This is a genomic window from Janthinobacterium sp. NKUCC08_JDC (assembly GCF_019345575.1).
GTDB classification, from domain to species: Bacteria; Pseudomonadota; Gammaproteobacteria; order Burkholderiales; family Burkholderiaceae_D; genus Janthinobacterium; species Janthinobacterium aestuarii.
The window spans coordinates 960,142-975,177 of the sequence record NZ_JAHKQW010000001.1; the positions used below are offsets into that span (position 1 = coordinate 960,142).

The window sequence follows — 15,036 nt, forward strand, 5'->3', positions numbered from 1 at the left end:
GCTCACACCCTGCTTCGCGGATCGACACCGACAACGGAATGCTCCGGTACGGTGTCAAGAATGTTTGTTGGCGATGGCAGCTGACGGCCTCCGTGCCCTGCCTCCATCGGGGCAAGTTCCGGCCAGATACTCTGCCAATCCAATGGGCGCAGATCCTTGCGCGATACCCGGCCACCCGTTGCCCTTTCAATTGAGAAGCAGCACTCAATTGGCACGCCGCGTGCGCGCCAATTTCCTAGCCGCGAAGGACTAACGCCAATTGCCTTGGCAAGAGCGGATGGGCCGCCACACAGCTGAACTGCTTTATCTAATGGGTTCATGGAAACGGATAATACACGTTTTGTGTATTCACAACAAACAATTTGTGTAACACGCCTTGTGAAGTGTTGACTATTCTGTGTCTATGAATAAAAAGGCCAATATCCCTTGGGGAGTCGTAGAAAATCGACTAGCTCAGTTGGGGAAAGATCAGCAATGGTTGCGCGAAGCCCTGCAGCTCTCGCCAAGCGTGGTTACAAACTGGAAGACTCGCGGAGTTCCCAGCGGAAAAGCTGTGTCCGTCGCTAAGATCCTTGATCTCACCACAGACCAACTCTTGGGGTTGGATAGTGCGGACATCCCCTCAGGCGCCTCGCGCGTCCAGGCAGTCGAGCGAGGCGATCCGGCCTACGCACATATCAAAAAAGTAAAGCTACGACTGTCTGCCGGGGTCACGGGCTTTCAAGCAGATCCCGAGTTCGATAGTGGCGGTACCGTCGCCCTTGATCCTCGATGGCTTGCGCGCCATGGCTTCGCCACTGATCGACTGATTGCGATCAAAGTAAAAGGGGAAAGCATGGAGCCCACCCTCTATGAAGACGATTTAGTGATCCTTAATACTGCCGACACGCAAATGGTAGATGGCGCGGTGTACGCGTTCAACTATGAAGGCCAAGCAGTTGTAAAACGCTTATCTCGGGATGCGGGGGAATGGTGGCTCACCTCAGACAATCCAGATCAGCGCAAGTACCACCGAAAATTATGCAGGGGCGGTGATTGCATCATAATTGGGCGCGTCGTCCGCAAGGAAAGCGATCACATCTAGTAAGCAGCACTACCTAGACCAACTACTCATCAAAAACCCGCATATTGCGGGTTTTTTTTATGCCTACACTTTGGCAACTTATCCTCGTCGGCCGGTTGCAATAAAGTAGCTCGGATACACAACCACGCAAACAATACACATTTTGTTTGATTGAATACACATCCTGTGTAATACTCCACTCCATCAAAAACAGCAACCACAACGATGGGGTGATGCCGATGGAAAACTCAAACGCCTTTACTGTCACGGTTCGTATGCCTGGTCAGCTGCCTTGCGATGGACTTCCACTTTCCGCTATCGCTGCAGACGCTGCCTCCGCGATCATGAACATGATCGACCTTTTCGGTCCTTGCTTGGTATCCGTTCAGCCGCTCAAGGCAGCGCAATGAAGACCGCCACCAAGCCGCTGGCACACGACCAGCATCTGAGCCAGGCACTGGCCGCGTCCGCCGCACTGGCGCGTCTGCAGCACCTGGCCAAGTCCGTTCGATGCGCTCCGAAAGACCTGTCGTCCGACGGCGGCCGCAGTATCGACATGCTGCGCCTGCTCGACGTCATGCGTGCACGAGGCTACCGCATCGATCCGCCCGTCATGGCCACCGCGCAGCCCAACCCGCTGCACACCATCTGGTTGATCAACATCGTCGTGCCGACAGGCGTCGGCCTCAGGCTGGGCGTGCCACTGCCACGGGTGCCAGCATGACCGCCCCTCTCGTCCACCTGGCAATCGATGTGCGCAGCGTGCTGGCCAGGCCACTCCACGAGCTACGCGGCTTCACCCACCCGGACGGCCGCGCCATGACTCCACGCCAGGTCAAGGCCGCCCTGGTGGCGCAGTTGGCCGACGGCCATGAGCTGCTGGCCGTCGGCCGCAGCACTCCTTTCGATTTCATTAAACGCTAACTGGGCCGTACCCGCCCACAACCAGGAGCCGCACATGAGTAGCGACCTCGTAATACCCACCATCGGAGGCATGAAGAAAGCCCCGTCCCGCAGCGAGAAACGCATCATCGTCGACGAACTGGTCGACGATCAGGCACTCGCAATCACCGACTGGGCCGACATCCGCCCGAGCTACACCAACCGCAAACGGTTCAACCAGACCGCGCTGGAGCAACTGGCCGCCAACATCAAGGAAGTCGGAATTGTCCAGCCCATCCTAATTCGCCCTGTCACGCCAACCGCTGACGCGCCTCAGCATTTCGAGATCGTCGCCGGCGAACGCCGCTGGCGCGCCGGCAACATCGCCCAGCTGCAACGCGGGCCGACCATAATCCGCAAGCTGACGGACCTGCAGGCGCGCGAGATCCAGCTGCTGGAGAACCTGCAGCGAGAAGACCCGCATCCCATGGAGGAGGCAGAGGGGTTCCAGGAGCTGATGCTCAATGCTGGCTACACGGCCGAACGCCTGATCGACAAGCTCAAAAAATCTCGCTCCTACATCTATGGCCGCCTGAAACTTTGCGCGCTGACGACCGAAGTGCGCGAGAAGTTCCTCGATGACGTTATCTCGGCCTCGACAGCCCTGCTGATCGCACGCGTACCCGTCCCTGCTCTGCAGATCAAGGCGCTGGCCGAGATCAGCGCGCCGGACCAGCGCACTGGCGAGCCGATGTCCTACCGCGCGGCGTTACAGCATATCCAGACCCGCTATATGGTCGACCTGACCCGCGCGCTGTTTAAGCTTAACGACGCCAGCCTAGTGACGCTGGCCGGCGCCTGCACCAAGTGTCCCAAGAAAACAGGCAACCAGCCGGACGTATTCACCGACATCAAAAGTGCAGACGTCTGCACAGATCCGGCGTGCTACACCGAAAAGCGCCAGGCGCACGATGCATTAGCCATCGCAGCAGCATCACAAGGCGGCGTGCCCGTGTACGAAGGCGAGGATGGGGCGACAAGGAGACGTCAGAATGAATATAGAAGCAGCAGCCAGTTTGTAGCGCTGGCGTCGCCGTTGTGGGTCTTCGAACGCAACGCGCCCAGCACAAAAAATGAAGGCAATACAGAGAAATTCCTTGAAAGCGGCCTGCTGCCCGAGCCAGCGTGGTACGTGAAGGACGAGAAGGGTCTGTTGACCCCCTTTTACGATAAGGCGACTATCCAGAAACTCCTGGAAGATGCCGGCGCGTGCGAAACAAAAGAAGTCTATGACGCGCGCATGTCGACACTCCGCGCCGCAGAAGCAAAAAAGGAGGCCGCTGCCAATACACCGGAAAAGCAAGCGGCCGCCGAAAAGCAACGGGAAATCGCACGCGCGGATGAGGCAAAAGCCGAGCAGGAAGAAGCCTACCGCATCGAGCTTTACAAGCGCCTGCGCGCACGCGGCGCCAACGGATTTTCACTGGCCTCGCTGCGCGAATTTACCAAACTGGTGCTAATTGACCGCGATCTTCCAGACGAGGCTCTCGCAGGCATATATACGTTTGATACCTCCAGCACCGAGAGCATCCACGCCTATATCGATCAGACAGGCCTGCCCGATGTGCAACTGCTGTTGGTCGACCTGCTGCTGGGCGACAGCCTGATTACAAATGGCTGGGATGACGAAGCTTTCGATAACCAGCAAGCCGCAATAGATGCTATGGCCAGGCATGAGGGCATCGACCCTGATGCCGTACGCCTGCAGCTGGAAATGGAATCGATAGCGCTTGAGGACATCCAGGAACACCAGCTAAGTGCCATCATTTCCCACGCATCATGGCGCCTGAATGATCTCACCAAGTTCGTCATCGCCGAACGGCCTCACCTGCTCTACGCCCTCGAACGGGCCGCCAATGAAAATGGCTGGCAGTACGCACCGGGTCAAGTCTGGCTGCGCGCCGACGAAACAAGCGCACCTGGCGCGGCCCACGTGGCGCCGGAGCAATCCAACGATGAAGATGCCGACGACCTCGCAAATCAAATCAACTTGGCGCAGCAGGACGACGTAGCCGTAATCGAGCCGCCGGCAGGGGTTGCGGTCGAGCCGCCAGAACCAGAAGCCAAGAAGCCAGCACAACGCACACGGAAGCCCAAAAGCCCAACGAAGCCTGCAGCATGGCCCTGGGCAACATCCGCAACCGCGTCACCAACTACCGCGAAGGAAGCACAATGAACAGCGAGAACATCGCGGCCACGCCCGCCCAGGAACGTATTGACGCAGTCGAAGTCCAGGAACGCCTGTCCTGGCCAAACGCTCCAGCCGCCGCTTACTGCGACACCTGGCTGATGGTCAACGCAGGCGCACTCAATTTCAAAGCAAGCGAAGAGCACCAGGTGGCGGCCATGGCCAATATTGGCAACCAGTTGCTGCAAGAGATTGCCGCCTATCGGCCGGCATTCAAATGGGCCAACAGCCCGGCCGAGATCGTCGGCGCACTGATCGAAGAGACCAGCACGAATACCCCGGCGTTACCGCCAGCCCTAACCATGCAAGAAAAATGGCAACTCAGGTCGGCAGCGTTTCGCCGCCGCCTTCTTGGATTGGAGAAGCACCTCGCCGACCAGGTAGAGCAGCGAGAAGGCAAAGCAATCGCGGCGCACATGGCAGTGGTGAATGCATCGCTTGGCAAGCCATCAAAACAGCGACAGGGCCACGCCGAGCCGATGCCCTACCGACCGCATATCGCTGCCGCGTTAGCATCACTGGTCAGCGCGTTGGCCAGCTTGTACTGGTGGTATCCCTATCAATGAGAAGAATCATGAAACCGATTTACGTTGATCTGCCCAGCGTTGCCAGCTTGGTGACCTTGGCCACAGCGACCATCCAACGGATGGTGCGAGAAGGCGTGTTCCCGAAACCACGCCAGCTCTCGGCCAACCGTGTAGCATGGTTGTTACGTGAAGTTGAAGAGTGGGCGGAAGAACGGCCTGCATCGGAAATACTTCCTCCACGCAACTCTGGAAGACGTAAGTAATACATGGCAAAGGCAGCGCTCTAAGTTTGCAAGCTGCATAGTACGTTGCTCACTTGGCCGCTGCGATTTCCGTGTCAGTAATCGTAACTGCGAAAATACTTTCGATTGCCTGTCGGGGGCCTTGCTTCAAGCTCCAGGTAAAGAATACAAGGATACCGACGAGGATGACGAAAATAAAAGAGGCAACGACACCCTGCCAGACCCCGAACCAAAAGCTCGGCTTCGCAGCTTTTATCTTAGCCGTTGACTCATCTGAATACTGCTTGTCAAGTACTGCAGCCTCTTCCGCCAACGATGAGTCCAAGAAAGTTTTTGCAAGGGCACTAGCCTCATTGATGTAACTGTTCAGTTGCAAGTCACTTGAGCTAAACTCGTTAAAGCTTTTGAAGTCAGCCTCTTGCGGCTCCTGGCCGTACTTCTTCTTGAAATTCTCTATGAATTCAATCTTTTGCCGTTTGTACAGAGAGTAAGCAATGATACCTAGGATATCATTGTCATCATCGACGAGCTGCCGATAGATAAAGTTATAGTTACCAGCCGCCACTCGGGTCAACCCGCCTTCAATTTAATAGATGCATTTTTGAATGCGTTCCGAATCTCAACAGTCGACTTCGTCGACGCGGAAACCGGCCGCGAGACTAAGCTCTCACTTCCAACTATTCGACCAGAAGTACTACCCATAGTACGACCAGAGCGAGACATGTCCCGTCCAACCTGCGCGACCAACTTCATCGAAAAATATTCCTTGTTAGCCATAGTCCTGACCTCCATCTTGATACGTTTTATAATTACATACATCAATTATACGCAGTCTGTAAAGGAGCCAACCAATCCTATCTCAAACACATTGTCTTCACTGCGCTCGATTTTGATTCTGACTGAACAGCGCGCAGGCCACTCTGCAAGCGATGCTGACCGTTAATTCTGTGCAAGCTCTTCCAGATGGGAAGAGAGTCGGCAAAGCCAGTCACGACGTTCTTGGTCGTAAGCGTGCCTGTTATAAACACCAACCACACCTTTCTTCATGTGCCCCAGCACTGCCTCTGCGATCTCTTCCGGACATCCCAGTATTGCTAGCTGCGTGCGGCAACTGCGCCTCAGATCATGCGGAGCCCAATTCGTGACAGGCAGGCGCGGCCTAAGGTCGTCCGGCTTCGTTGCGCTGTACGGCATAGAAACCCAAACCGCACAACCCACCGATTTTTGCTCCATATAACCCACCTTTCCGTACGACTCAAAAAGGTACTTTCCTTTTACTACCTTCATGCGACGACGTACCACAACCTCCGCCCGGCCAACCAGCGGAACGCGAAGATCTGTAGCATGCTCGCGCCATGAATTCTTTGTCTTCGCTTTTGGAATCGTCCACCAGAGTCCGTCAGCCTCCTCGCTGATTTCGGTCACTTCCATGGCCATAATTTCCGACCCACGAGTGCAAGTCCACAAGTACAGTGTCAATGCATCACACACCGCCTTGGAAAAATTTGGAAGCCACTTGATCAAAGTGCCTAGTTCTTCGGCGCTCAACACACGCTTGACTGGCCCGGCCTGGACGCCCTGCACCACCCTCCCCTTGCTTCGCAACTTGCCACGCATGATCAGGCGCCACCAGTTCGGCACGGTATCGGGCAGGCGGCCTGCGTCATGGACATAATCCCATGCCGATCCCAGCTCCGCTCGGAGCTTGGCAGCCTGGACGGGAATATGCGCAAAACTCTCGATAAGGTCGAAGGCATCCGAACGAGAAACCTCTGCGGCGGGCATGTCACCAAATTCGCCCAGCATTGTTTCAAACATGCGCGTCACTTCCTTGACGCCCTTTTCGCCACGATTGCGCGACAGGTGGCCAGCCACGTACATGTCCGCTACGCGCCGCACCGTCAGCAACGCTTTTGCCTTGCGTTCACGTTCTGCTTCCGTGGCTTGGCGCGACTGCGCTCGCACCTCGCGTTTATCGACGGCAAGGTCGACGCCGGCACTGCGCGCGCCACGCAAGCGCTCCCACTCAACCGTCGCCGCCGCTAGCGAGATCGCTGGCCACTCGCCAATCTTGGTTTGCCGCATGCGCCCATCAAGCGGGCTTTTATAGCGATATATCCACGATCTCTTCGACTTTGTAGCCTCAAGTCGCAGCCCTGGGCAGTCGGAAATGGTAAAGTGTTGGCCAGCCGCGAGCAGCTTTGCCGCTCTTGCATCGAATTGCATACTCACCCCATTAAGCGTAGGTCCGGCGTAGCTTTTACCCAGCACACGAACCTGAAGTCGGTTTTTTGGCGTAACTTCTACAAAGTCAGCAATTTAGCTACGCCAAAACATGAAGTGTGATGATATGCGGTGATGTGTATTGATGCAATAGAGCGAAAACGAATTCGCAAGAACAACGAAATAAATCAAAGACTTACAGATGAATATGCAGTCAAATCAAGAGCTTGCAAAAATCCAGAAAAGCAAACTCACACCCATGATGCAGCAATATTTAGGCATCAAGGAGAACCACCCGACGATGTTGGTCTTCTACCGCATGGGCGATTTCTACGAGCTGTTTTTCGAGGACGCGGAAAAAGCCTCGCGCCTGCTGGGGATTACCCTGACGGCGCGCGGCGTGGCCAGCGGCAATCCAATCAAGATGTGCGGCGTGCCGTTTCATTCGCTGGACGGCTATCTGGCCAAGCTGGTCAAGCTGGGCGAGTCGGTGGCCATTTGCGAACAGATCGGCGACCCGGCTACCAGCAAGGGCCCCGTCGAACGCAAGGTCATGCGCGTCGTCACGCCCGGCACCTTGACGGATGCGGACTTGCTGCCAGAGAAGGCCGAGCGCCCGCTGCTGGCCATGTGCAGCATCACGCAGCGCAAGACGGTGACCACGGGCCTGGCCTGGCTGTCGCTGGCCAGCGGTGCCTTGAAACTGATGGAGTTTTCCGGCGACAGCGCCACTGTGGCCGTGCGATTGCAGCAGGAACTCGAACGCATCGTGCCTGCCGAAATTCTCAGTGGCGACAATGGCAGCCTGTTCGACGACTATGCGGGCACGCACATCAACCGGGTGCCGGACTGGCATTTCGACGTGGTGGGCGGCCACAAGGCCCTGCTCGATCAATTGGGCGTGGCGACCTTGACGGGCTTCGGCGCCGATGGCCTCGGCGCCGCGTTCGGGGCGGCCGGTGCGCTGCTGCGCTATGCGCAATCGACGCAGGGACGCGGTCTGCAGCACGTGCGCTCTTTGATCACGGAAACGGAAAGTGAATTCATCGGCCTGGATGCGGCCACGCGGCGCAACCTCGAATTGACGGAAACCATCCGCGGCCAGGAATCGCCGACCTTGTTCTCCCTGCTCGATCATTGCCGCACCGCCATGGGTTCGCGCATGCTGCGCCACTGGCTGCACCATGCGCGGCGCGACCAGAAGGTGGCGCGCGCGCGCCATGAGGCGATCGCCGCGCTGGCGCAAAGCGAAGCGGCCGGTCCGCTCGCCGCCACCCTGGCGCAAGTGCCCGATATCGAACGCATCACCACGCGTATCGCGCTGCTGTCGGCGCGTCCGCGCGACCTGGCCGCCCTGCGCGACGGCCTGCTGCAACTGCCGGCCCTGCGCGGCGACGTCGTGCGTTGCTATGGTCCTGGCCAGGGCGGCGAAACCGGCTTGCTGGCCGCCATCCACACGGCCTTGGCGACACCGACCGCCTGCCTGGACTTGCTGGTGCGCGCCGTGGCGCAGGAACCGGCCGCGATGGTGCGCGACGGCGGCGTGTTTGCCACCGGTTTCGATGCCGAACTCGACGAATTGCGCGCGCTGTCGGAAAACGCGGGCCAGTTCCTGCTCGACCTGGAAACGCGCGAACGGGCCCGCACGGGCATCGCCAACCTGCGCGTGGAATACAACAAGGTGCACGGCTTCTATATTGAAGTCACGCACGGCCAGACAGACAAGGTGCCGGACGACTACCGCCGCCGCCAGACCCTGAAAAACGCCGAACGCTATATCACGCCGGAATTGAAGGTGTTCGAAGACAAGGCCCTGTCGGCGCAAGACAAGGCCCTCGTGCGCGAAAAGATGCTGTACGACCTGCTGCTGGCCGACCTGGCGCCGCACATCGGCACCTTGCAGACGATCTCGCAGGGCCTGGCCCAGCTCGACACCCTGAACGCGCTGACGGAACATGCGCAGCAGCACAACTGGGCCGCGCCGCAACTGGTCGACGAGCCGTGCATCAACATCGTCGAAGGCCGCCACCCCGTCGTGGAAAAGCAGATCGAACGCTTCATCGCCAACGACTGCCGCTTCGTCAACGAACGCCGCCTGCTCTTGATTACCGGTCCGAACATGGGCGGTAAATCGACCTTCATGCGCCAGGTGGCCCTGATTACCCTGCTGGCCTACGTGGGCAGCTACGTGCCGGCCGCGTCCGCCACCATCGGCCCCATCGACCGCATCTTCACGCGTATCGGCGCCACCGACGACCTGGCGGGCGGACGCTCGACCTTCATGGTGGAAATGACGGAATCGGCGGCCATTTTGAACGGCGCCACCGAGCACTCGCTGGTGCTGATGGATGAAGTCGGCCGCGGCACCTCGACCTTCGACGGCTTGGCGCTGGCATGGGCCATCGCGCGCCATCTGATCGACACCAGCCGCAGCTTCACGCTGTTCGCCACGCATTACTTTGAGCTGACGCAATTGCCGGACAGCCACCCGAGCGCCGCCAACGTGCATCTGTCGGCCGTTGAACACAAGGACAGCATCGTCTTCCTGCACGCCGTGCAGCCGGGCCCTGCCTCGCAAAGCTACGGCTTGCAGGTGGCGCAACTGGCGGGCGTGCCGCAGCCCGTGATCAAGGCCGCGCGCAAACACCTGGCACGCCTGGAAGCGCAAGCGCTCGACGCCACGCCGCAGCGCGACCTGTTCGCCGCCCCGACAGCCGATCCGTATGCGCAGGAGGAAGAAGAGGAAGCATCGGCGCCGCTGGCCGCGCTGAACGCGGCGCAGCAAGCCTTGCTCGACGCCATCGCCGACCTCGATCCCGATGCGCTCACGCCGCGCGATGCGCTCGAGCAGCTGTATCAGTTGAAACGGCTGGCCGCCGCATGACCCTCCGGCGCGGCACGATCCACCTGCTGGCCGCCGGCTTGCTGGCTGCCAGCCTGCCATGGCAAGCGGCGCTGGCCGCCCAGAGCGACCAGGCCGGCTTCGAATTTGCCGTGCTGGGCCATTCCTTCAACGCCGGACCCGACGATGGCCCCCTGAAAAAAGCCATCGCCGACACGAGCGCCTTCAATGCATCGTTCGTCGTGGCCACCGGCATCAAGGCGGCCAGCGAATCGTGCAGCGACAAGCTGTACAGCCAGCGCAAGGACTTGCTCGACGCCAGCGGCCCGCCGCTGATCGTCTCGCTGTCGGCCAGCGATTGGGCCAACTGCCGCAACTCGCGCGGCAGGGTCAATGCCATCGAACGCCTGAACCGCTTGCGCGACGTGTATTTCGCCGACGACCAGAGCCTGGGCCAGCGCAAGCTGACCCTGTCGCGGCTGTCATCGACGGCGAAGTTCCGCAGCTATGCGGAAAACGCCCACTGGGAATACGGCGGCGTGCTGTTTGCCACCATCAACCTGCCCGCGAATAACAACCACTTCCTGCCGGAAGCGGGACGCAACAGCGAATTCGAAGACCGTCTGGTCGCCAACCGTTCCTGGCTGCAGCGCCTGTTCGCCATGGCGCAGCGCAAGAAACTCGACGGTATCGTGCTGTTTTCCGACGGCGACATGGGCGTGCTGGACGAAGAAGACAATTCGCTGCTGCCCAGCTTCAGCTCAAAACAGGATGGCTTTGCCGGACCGCGCAAGCAGGTCCGTACCCTGGCGAAGAAGTTCAGCGGCAAGGTGCTGCTGGTCGATACGCAGCGCGATGGCGACGCGGACGGCAAGGAAGGGAAAAGTAAAAAGGCCGCGGCCAAGGCAGGCGGGCCGAAAATCAGCTGGAAAGGCAACCTGGGCCACGTCAGCATCAACAACGACTGGTCCGCCATCGCCGTACGGCCAGGCAAGACGCCATTCTTTGAGGTGCGTCAACGCGCAGTCAGGCCATCGGCGCAAGCGCGCGCCAAGGCGTCGACTGTACGCCGCTAGCGCATCAGCAAACAGGCCGGCATGTAGCCGGCCTGGAACAAGCAGTATTAATGAATCGGATGCGTACGGAAGTGGTCGCCCTCTTCGCCTTCGCCTTCATCATCTTCATCACCATGGTCATGGCCATGTGCGCCATGCACGTGGCCATGGGCGATTTCTTCGTCGGTGGCGGCGCGCACGTCAGCGACGGTCAGCGAGAAGCGCAGCGCGATGCCGGCCAGAGGATGGTTACCATCCAGCACGACTTTGTCATCGGCGATGTCGGTGACCGTGAAGATCATCGCTTCTTCGTCCGGCGAATCGCTTTCCGGCATGCCTTCGAACTGCATGCCCACTTCCAGCGGCTCAGGCAGGCGATTGCGCGGCTCGACCTTGACCAGGGCGGGATCGTATTCACCGAAAGCATCATCCGGTTCGATCTGGATCGTGTTGGAATAGCCAACTTCCTTGCCGTCGAGCTCTTCTTCGATCTTCGGCAGGGTGTTTTCATAATCACCGTGCAGGTAGACCATCGGCTGACGGCCGTCTTCGATCAGATTGTCTTGCGCGTCTGACAGTTTGTAGTTGACAGTCACGACCGTATTTTTGGCAATCTTCATTATGCTTCCTTTCATTGTATAAGCTGGCAAATTATACCTTCACGCCGCCAACGGCAGGCGCATTCCTGCATTTCCGGTTGTTATAATGGGCGCATGAAAACATTAACTCTCCTCGGCGATATCACGCCGGCGCAATTCCTGCGCGACTACTGGCATAAAAAGCCCCTGTTGATCCGTCAAGCCGTACCCGGCTTCAAGGCGCTGTTCGATTTCAAGGCCCTGGCCGAGCTGGCTACCCTCGATCACGTTGAATCGCGCCTGGTCAGCCATGCGGATGGCCACTGGAACATGCAGCAAGGTCCGCTGACCAGCCTGCCTTCGCTGAAACAGAAGGAATGGACGCTGCTGGTGCAGGGCGCCAACCTGCACAGCGCCAAGGCTGACGCCCTGCTGCGCCAGTTCCGTTTCCTGCCGGACGCGCGCCTGGACGACCTGATGGTCAGCTTCGCCACCGATGGCGGCGGCGTGGGCCCGCATTTCGATTCCTATGACGTGTTCCTGCTGCAAGGCCAAGGCAAGCGCCACTGGCGCATCGGCGCTCAGAAAGACCTGAGCCTGATCGACGGCTTGCCGCTGAAAATCCTCAGCAATTTCACGCCCGACGAAGAATTTACCCTGGAACCGGGCGACATGCTGTATTTGCCGCCCCACTATGCGCACGACGGCGTGGCCATCGGTGACTGCCAGACGTATTCGATCGGCTTCCGCTCGCCTTCGTTCCAGGAACTGGGCGAAGCTTTCCTGCAATTCATGGCCGACTCGATCGACTTGCCGGGCATTTACAGCGATCCGGACCTGAAAGCGTCGGGCAAGCCGGCCGAAATCCCCCGTGAAATGCTCAGCACCATCGCGGAAGAACTGAACAAGGTGCGCTTCACGGAAGAAGACGTCACCATTTTCCTCGGCGAACACCTGTCGGAACCGAAGCACAATGTGTTTTTCACGCCGCTGTCCAAGCCGCTGACGGTGGGCCGCTTCGCGGACGCCGCACAGAAAAAAGGTGTCGTGTTGTCGCGCAAGACGCTGATGCTGTATCGTGGCAAGAATGTCTTCATCAATGGCGAATCGTTTGCCATTGGCAAGGCCGATAAAGCGGCCCTGGAAACCCTGGCCAACGAACGCGCCCTCGATGGCGCCGCCGTGGCCCTGGCTTCCGATGACGTGATGGATGCCTTATATACCTGGTATCAGGATGGCTGGATCGAACTGGCTTGAATGGGTGCAGCGTAGCAAAGTGGTATTACAGTAAGCAAAATAACATCTTCTGCGCCAGCGCAAAGAAAGATATTATTTTTATATCGTTTTGTCGCGCTTTCGCAAAACACTTACACTTGCTTGCAATTTGCTTCGGCAAATATTGCGATATCACAAAATAGTTGCGAATTTGCCTCTTGCTCCTATTGCGACGCACCAAAAATCGCTATAATATTCGGTTAGGAAGTTTCCGTTGTCTGGCAGGCACCACCTGGTACGAAAAGCCTTCGAAGACGACCTAACGAGCGATAATTACCGGTAATTATTCATCGCAACAATGTTGATTTATTTTTTGAAATAATTAAGGAAAACAAATGAAAAAATCCCTGCTGATCGCCTCCCTGATGGTTGTTGCTCTGGCTGCTTGCAGCAAAAAAGAAGAAGCTCCTGCACCAGCACCAGTAGTTGAAACCCCAGCACCAGCACCAGCAGTTGAAGCTGCTCCAGCTGCTGCTGCTGACGCTGCTGCTTCGGCCGCTACCGACGCTGCTGCTGCTGCTTCGGCTGCCGCTTCGGCCGCTACCGACGCTGCTTCGGCTGCTTCGGCTGCTGCATCGGCTGCTAAGTAATTTAGCACCCTGCACTAGAGAAAGCCGGCCTTAGGGCCGGCTTTTTTGTTGGGTAAACACCCAACCAAACCTACTGCGCGCCGCGCTTTGCGGCCTGCGATGCTCACCGTACTAAAGTACGGCTGCGCTTCTTAGCCACAAATCACTGGCGCTCGCTACGGTTTTGTTGGGCGTCGCAAGCATCTATTGCGTACCCAAAATAAAAAGGCTGTCCCGGTTTGCACCGGGCCAGCCTTTTTTATGATGCGTGGCAGCTTTTGATCGCCGCCACTCAGTGAACCTTATTTCAACTGATCGTTCAGCAGGCCCAGGATCTTCTCTGCCACTGGTGAGGTATCTGGCTGGCCTTCGTTGCTGAGGATACTGACCAGGCTGGTCGAGCCCGTGCCGGCCTTGACGAGGACGCGGTAGCGCTGCGCTTCCTTGTCCTTGTCGGACGACGAACCCCAGCTGAACAGTTTCGAGAAGAAACCGTCTTTCTTGACCGCGTCCGGATCGACGTAACGCACGAAATACGTGCCTTGCGTGCGGTCGCGGTCTTCCACGGTGAAGCCAACGCGGTCCAGCGCCAGGCCGACACGGCGCCAGGCGCGGTCGAAACCTTCATCGACTTCGATTGCGCGCGCCGGCGTGGCGGCGTCGCCGACCAGCTTGGCGTGCTGCGGCTGCACGATGGCGGCATCGACAGCCGTCTTCGCTTGCGCATCGTCGCTGGCCGCGCCCAGGCGCGTCATCAGCTTGGCCAGGAATTGCGCTTCCAGGCCCGGGTCGTTCGGGCGAGCGGTCCAGGTGGTGGTTTCCTTGTCGCGGCCCGTGACAACCTCTTCCACGCCACGGTGGCTGACGTAGATCTCGGTCGAGCCATCGGCCAAGCGCTCCACGCGCGTGCGGAACTTGTCTTTTTCACCGGTCGAGTACAGCGAATCGAAGGCCTTGCCGATGGTGCTGCGGATAAAGTCTTGCGGCACCTTGGCGCGGTTTTCATTCCACTCGGTTTCCATGATGCCAGCCGTCGGCTGGTCGACGGCAATGGTAAAGCCCGAATCTTCCCAGAACTGTTTCAGTTGCGGCCACAGCACTTCAGGCGACTGCTTGACGACCAGCCAGCGCTGGTTGCCCGCGCGCTCGACCTTCACGCCGCCTGCCGTGACCGGCACGACACCGACCACGCCGTCGGCGCCCACGACGACGGGCGTACCGGCCGTGGCGTTGCGCTGCGCGTTGTAGCCGGAAGCCGTAGCCACGCCATTTTTCGCATCCGGCAGCGAGTAGCGGTTGTCCTGCTGCAATTGCGTCAGGTCAGGCGGCACGTCCAGAGTGCCGGCTTTCTTGACCGACTTGTAGTCGACCTTGTCGCCGCCGACTACCGAACTGATCATGCCGCAGCCCGCGAGGCTGGCTGCGATGGCGCCGATGACGATGCCGCGGACGGCGATGGTGGCAGGCGCCGATTGGTTTTTCTTGCAATTAGTCATGTCGTAACTGGATAAGAAGCTAAGTAGCAGCTGGAA

General features: G+C 58.7%; 15 protein-coding genes. 10 read left to right on the forward strand and 5 right to left on the reverse strand.

Annotation, left to right across the window (positions count from 1 at the left end; all coding sequences use genetic code 11):
* Positions 1–2: 2 nt before the first annotated feature.
* Entirely contained in the window at positions 3–320 is a 318-nt protein-coding gene (locus KO538_RS04425; RefSeq protein WP_219327573.1) for a YdaS family helix-turn-helix protein, read from the reverse strand.
* Between the two features lie 83 nt (positions 321–403).
* Between KO538_RS04425 and KO538_RS04430 the strand changes: the two genes are divergently transcribed.
* The 6 genes from KO538_RS04430 (at position 404) to KO538_RS04455 (ending at position 4,983) form a co-directional block, all read left to right on the forward strand.
* Complete coding sequence (locus KO538_RS04430) at positions 404–1,084, forward strand: S24 family peptidase (RefSeq protein ID WP_219327574.1); 681 nt, start codon at positions 404–406, stop codon at positions 1,082–1,084.
* A 385-nt stretch (positions 1,085–1,469) separates the two neighbouring features.
* Positions 1,470–1,787 (forward strand): hypothetical protein, encoded by a 318-nt coding sequence (locus KO538_RS04435; RefSeq protein ID WP_219327575.1) that lies wholly within the window; start codon positions 1,470–1,472, stop codon positions 1,785–1,787.
* Positions 1,784–1,987: a hypothetical protein gene (locus tag KO538_RS04440; protein ID WP_219327576.1), complete on the forward strand. Its 204-nt coding sequence runs from the start codon at positions 1,784–1,786 to the stop codon at positions 1,985–1,987. The genes KO538_RS04435 and KO538_RS04440 overlap by 4 nt, the downstream gene beginning before the upstream one ends.
* Positions 1,988–2,021: 34 nt before the next feature.
* Complete coding sequence (locus KO538_RS04445; protein WP_219327577.1) at positions 2,022–4,181, forward strand: ParB/RepB/Spo0J family partition protein; 2,160 nt, start codon at positions 2,022–2,024, stop codon at positions 4,179–4,181.
* Positions 4,178–4,759: a hypothetical protein gene (locus KO538_RS04450; protein WP_219327578.1), complete on the forward strand. Its 582-nt coding sequence runs from the start codon at positions 4,178–4,180 to the stop codon at positions 4,757–4,759. Before KO538_RS04445 ends, KO538_RS04450 begins: the two co-directional genes overlap by 4 nt.
* Before the next feature lie 8 nt (positions 4,760–4,767).
* Entirely contained in the window at positions 4,768–4,983 is a 216-nt protein-coding gene (locus KO538_RS04455) for an AlpA family transcriptional regulator (protein WP_219327579.1), read from the forward strand.
* A 49-nt stretch (positions 4,984–5,032) separates the two neighbouring features.
* On the opposite strand, the gene KO538_RS04460 is transcribed toward KO538_RS04455, so the two are convergent.
* Together KO538_RS04460 and KO538_RS04465 are read right to left on the reverse strand one after the other, a co-directional pair.
* Positions 5,033–5,536, reverse strand: coding sequence for a hypothetical protein (locus KO538_RS04460; protein WP_219327580.1), 504 nt, complete (start codon positions 5,534–5,536; stop codon positions 5,033–5,035).
* Positions 5,537–5,901: 365 nt separating this feature from the next.
* On the reverse strand, positions 5,902–7,188 hold the full coding sequence (locus tag KO538_RS04465; RefSeq protein WP_219327581.1) for an integrase family protein: 1,287 nt from the start codon (positions 7,186–7,188) through the stop codon (positions 5,902–5,904).
* A gap of 256 nt (positions 7,189–7,444) precedes the next feature.
* On the opposite strand from KO538_RS04465, the gene mutS reads away from it, so the two are divergent.
* Positions 7,445–10,069, forward strand: a complete 2,625-nt coding sequence (mutS, locus tag KO538_RS04470) for a DNA mismatch repair protein MutS (protein ID WP_257620153.1) — start codon at positions 7,445–7,447, stop codon at positions 10,067–10,069.
* Positions 10,066–11,103 carry a hypothetical protein gene (locus KO538_RS04475; RefSeq protein WP_219327583.1) on the forward strand — a complete coding sequence of 346 codons (1,038 nt, stop codon included), beginning with the start codon at positions 10,066–10,068 and terminating at the stop codon, positions 11,101–11,103. The genes mutS and KO538_RS04475 overlap by 4 nt, the downstream gene beginning before the upstream one ends.
* Before the next feature lie 47 nt (positions 11,104–11,150).
* On the opposite strand, the gene KO538_RS04480 is transcribed toward KO538_RS04475, so the two are convergent.
* Positions 11,151–11,702: a peptidylprolyl isomerase gene (locus KO538_RS04480; RefSeq protein WP_034750672.1), complete on the reverse strand. Its 552-nt coding sequence runs from the start codon at positions 11,700–11,702 to the stop codon at positions 11,151–11,153.
* A 93-nt stretch (positions 11,703–11,795) separates the two neighbouring features.
* Between KO538_RS04480 and KO538_RS04485 the strand changes: the two genes are divergently transcribed.
* Both KO538_RS04485 and KO538_RS04490 read left to right on the forward strand, forming a co-directional pair.
* A complete protein-coding gene (locus KO538_RS04485; protein ID WP_034750674.1) occupies positions 11,796–12,917 on the forward strand; it encodes a cupin domain-containing protein in 1,122 nt (373 codons plus the stop codon).
* A gap of 353 nt (positions 12,918–13,270) precedes the next feature.
* Positions 13,271–13,525, forward strand: a complete 255-nt coding sequence (locus KO538_RS04490; RefSeq protein WP_034783358.1) for a hypothetical protein — start codon at positions 13,271–13,273, stop codon at positions 13,523–13,525.
* A gap of 281 nt (positions 13,526–13,806) precedes the next feature.
* Here KO538_RS04490 and bamC read toward each other — a convergent pair whose 3' ends face one another.
* Positions 13,807–15,000, reverse strand: coding sequence for an outer membrane protein assembly factor BamC (gene bamC / locus KO538_RS04495; RefSeq protein ID WP_034750677.1), 1,194 nt, complete (start codon positions 14,998–15,000; stop codon positions 13,807–13,809).
* Positions 15,001–15,036 lie beyond the last annotated feature (36 nt).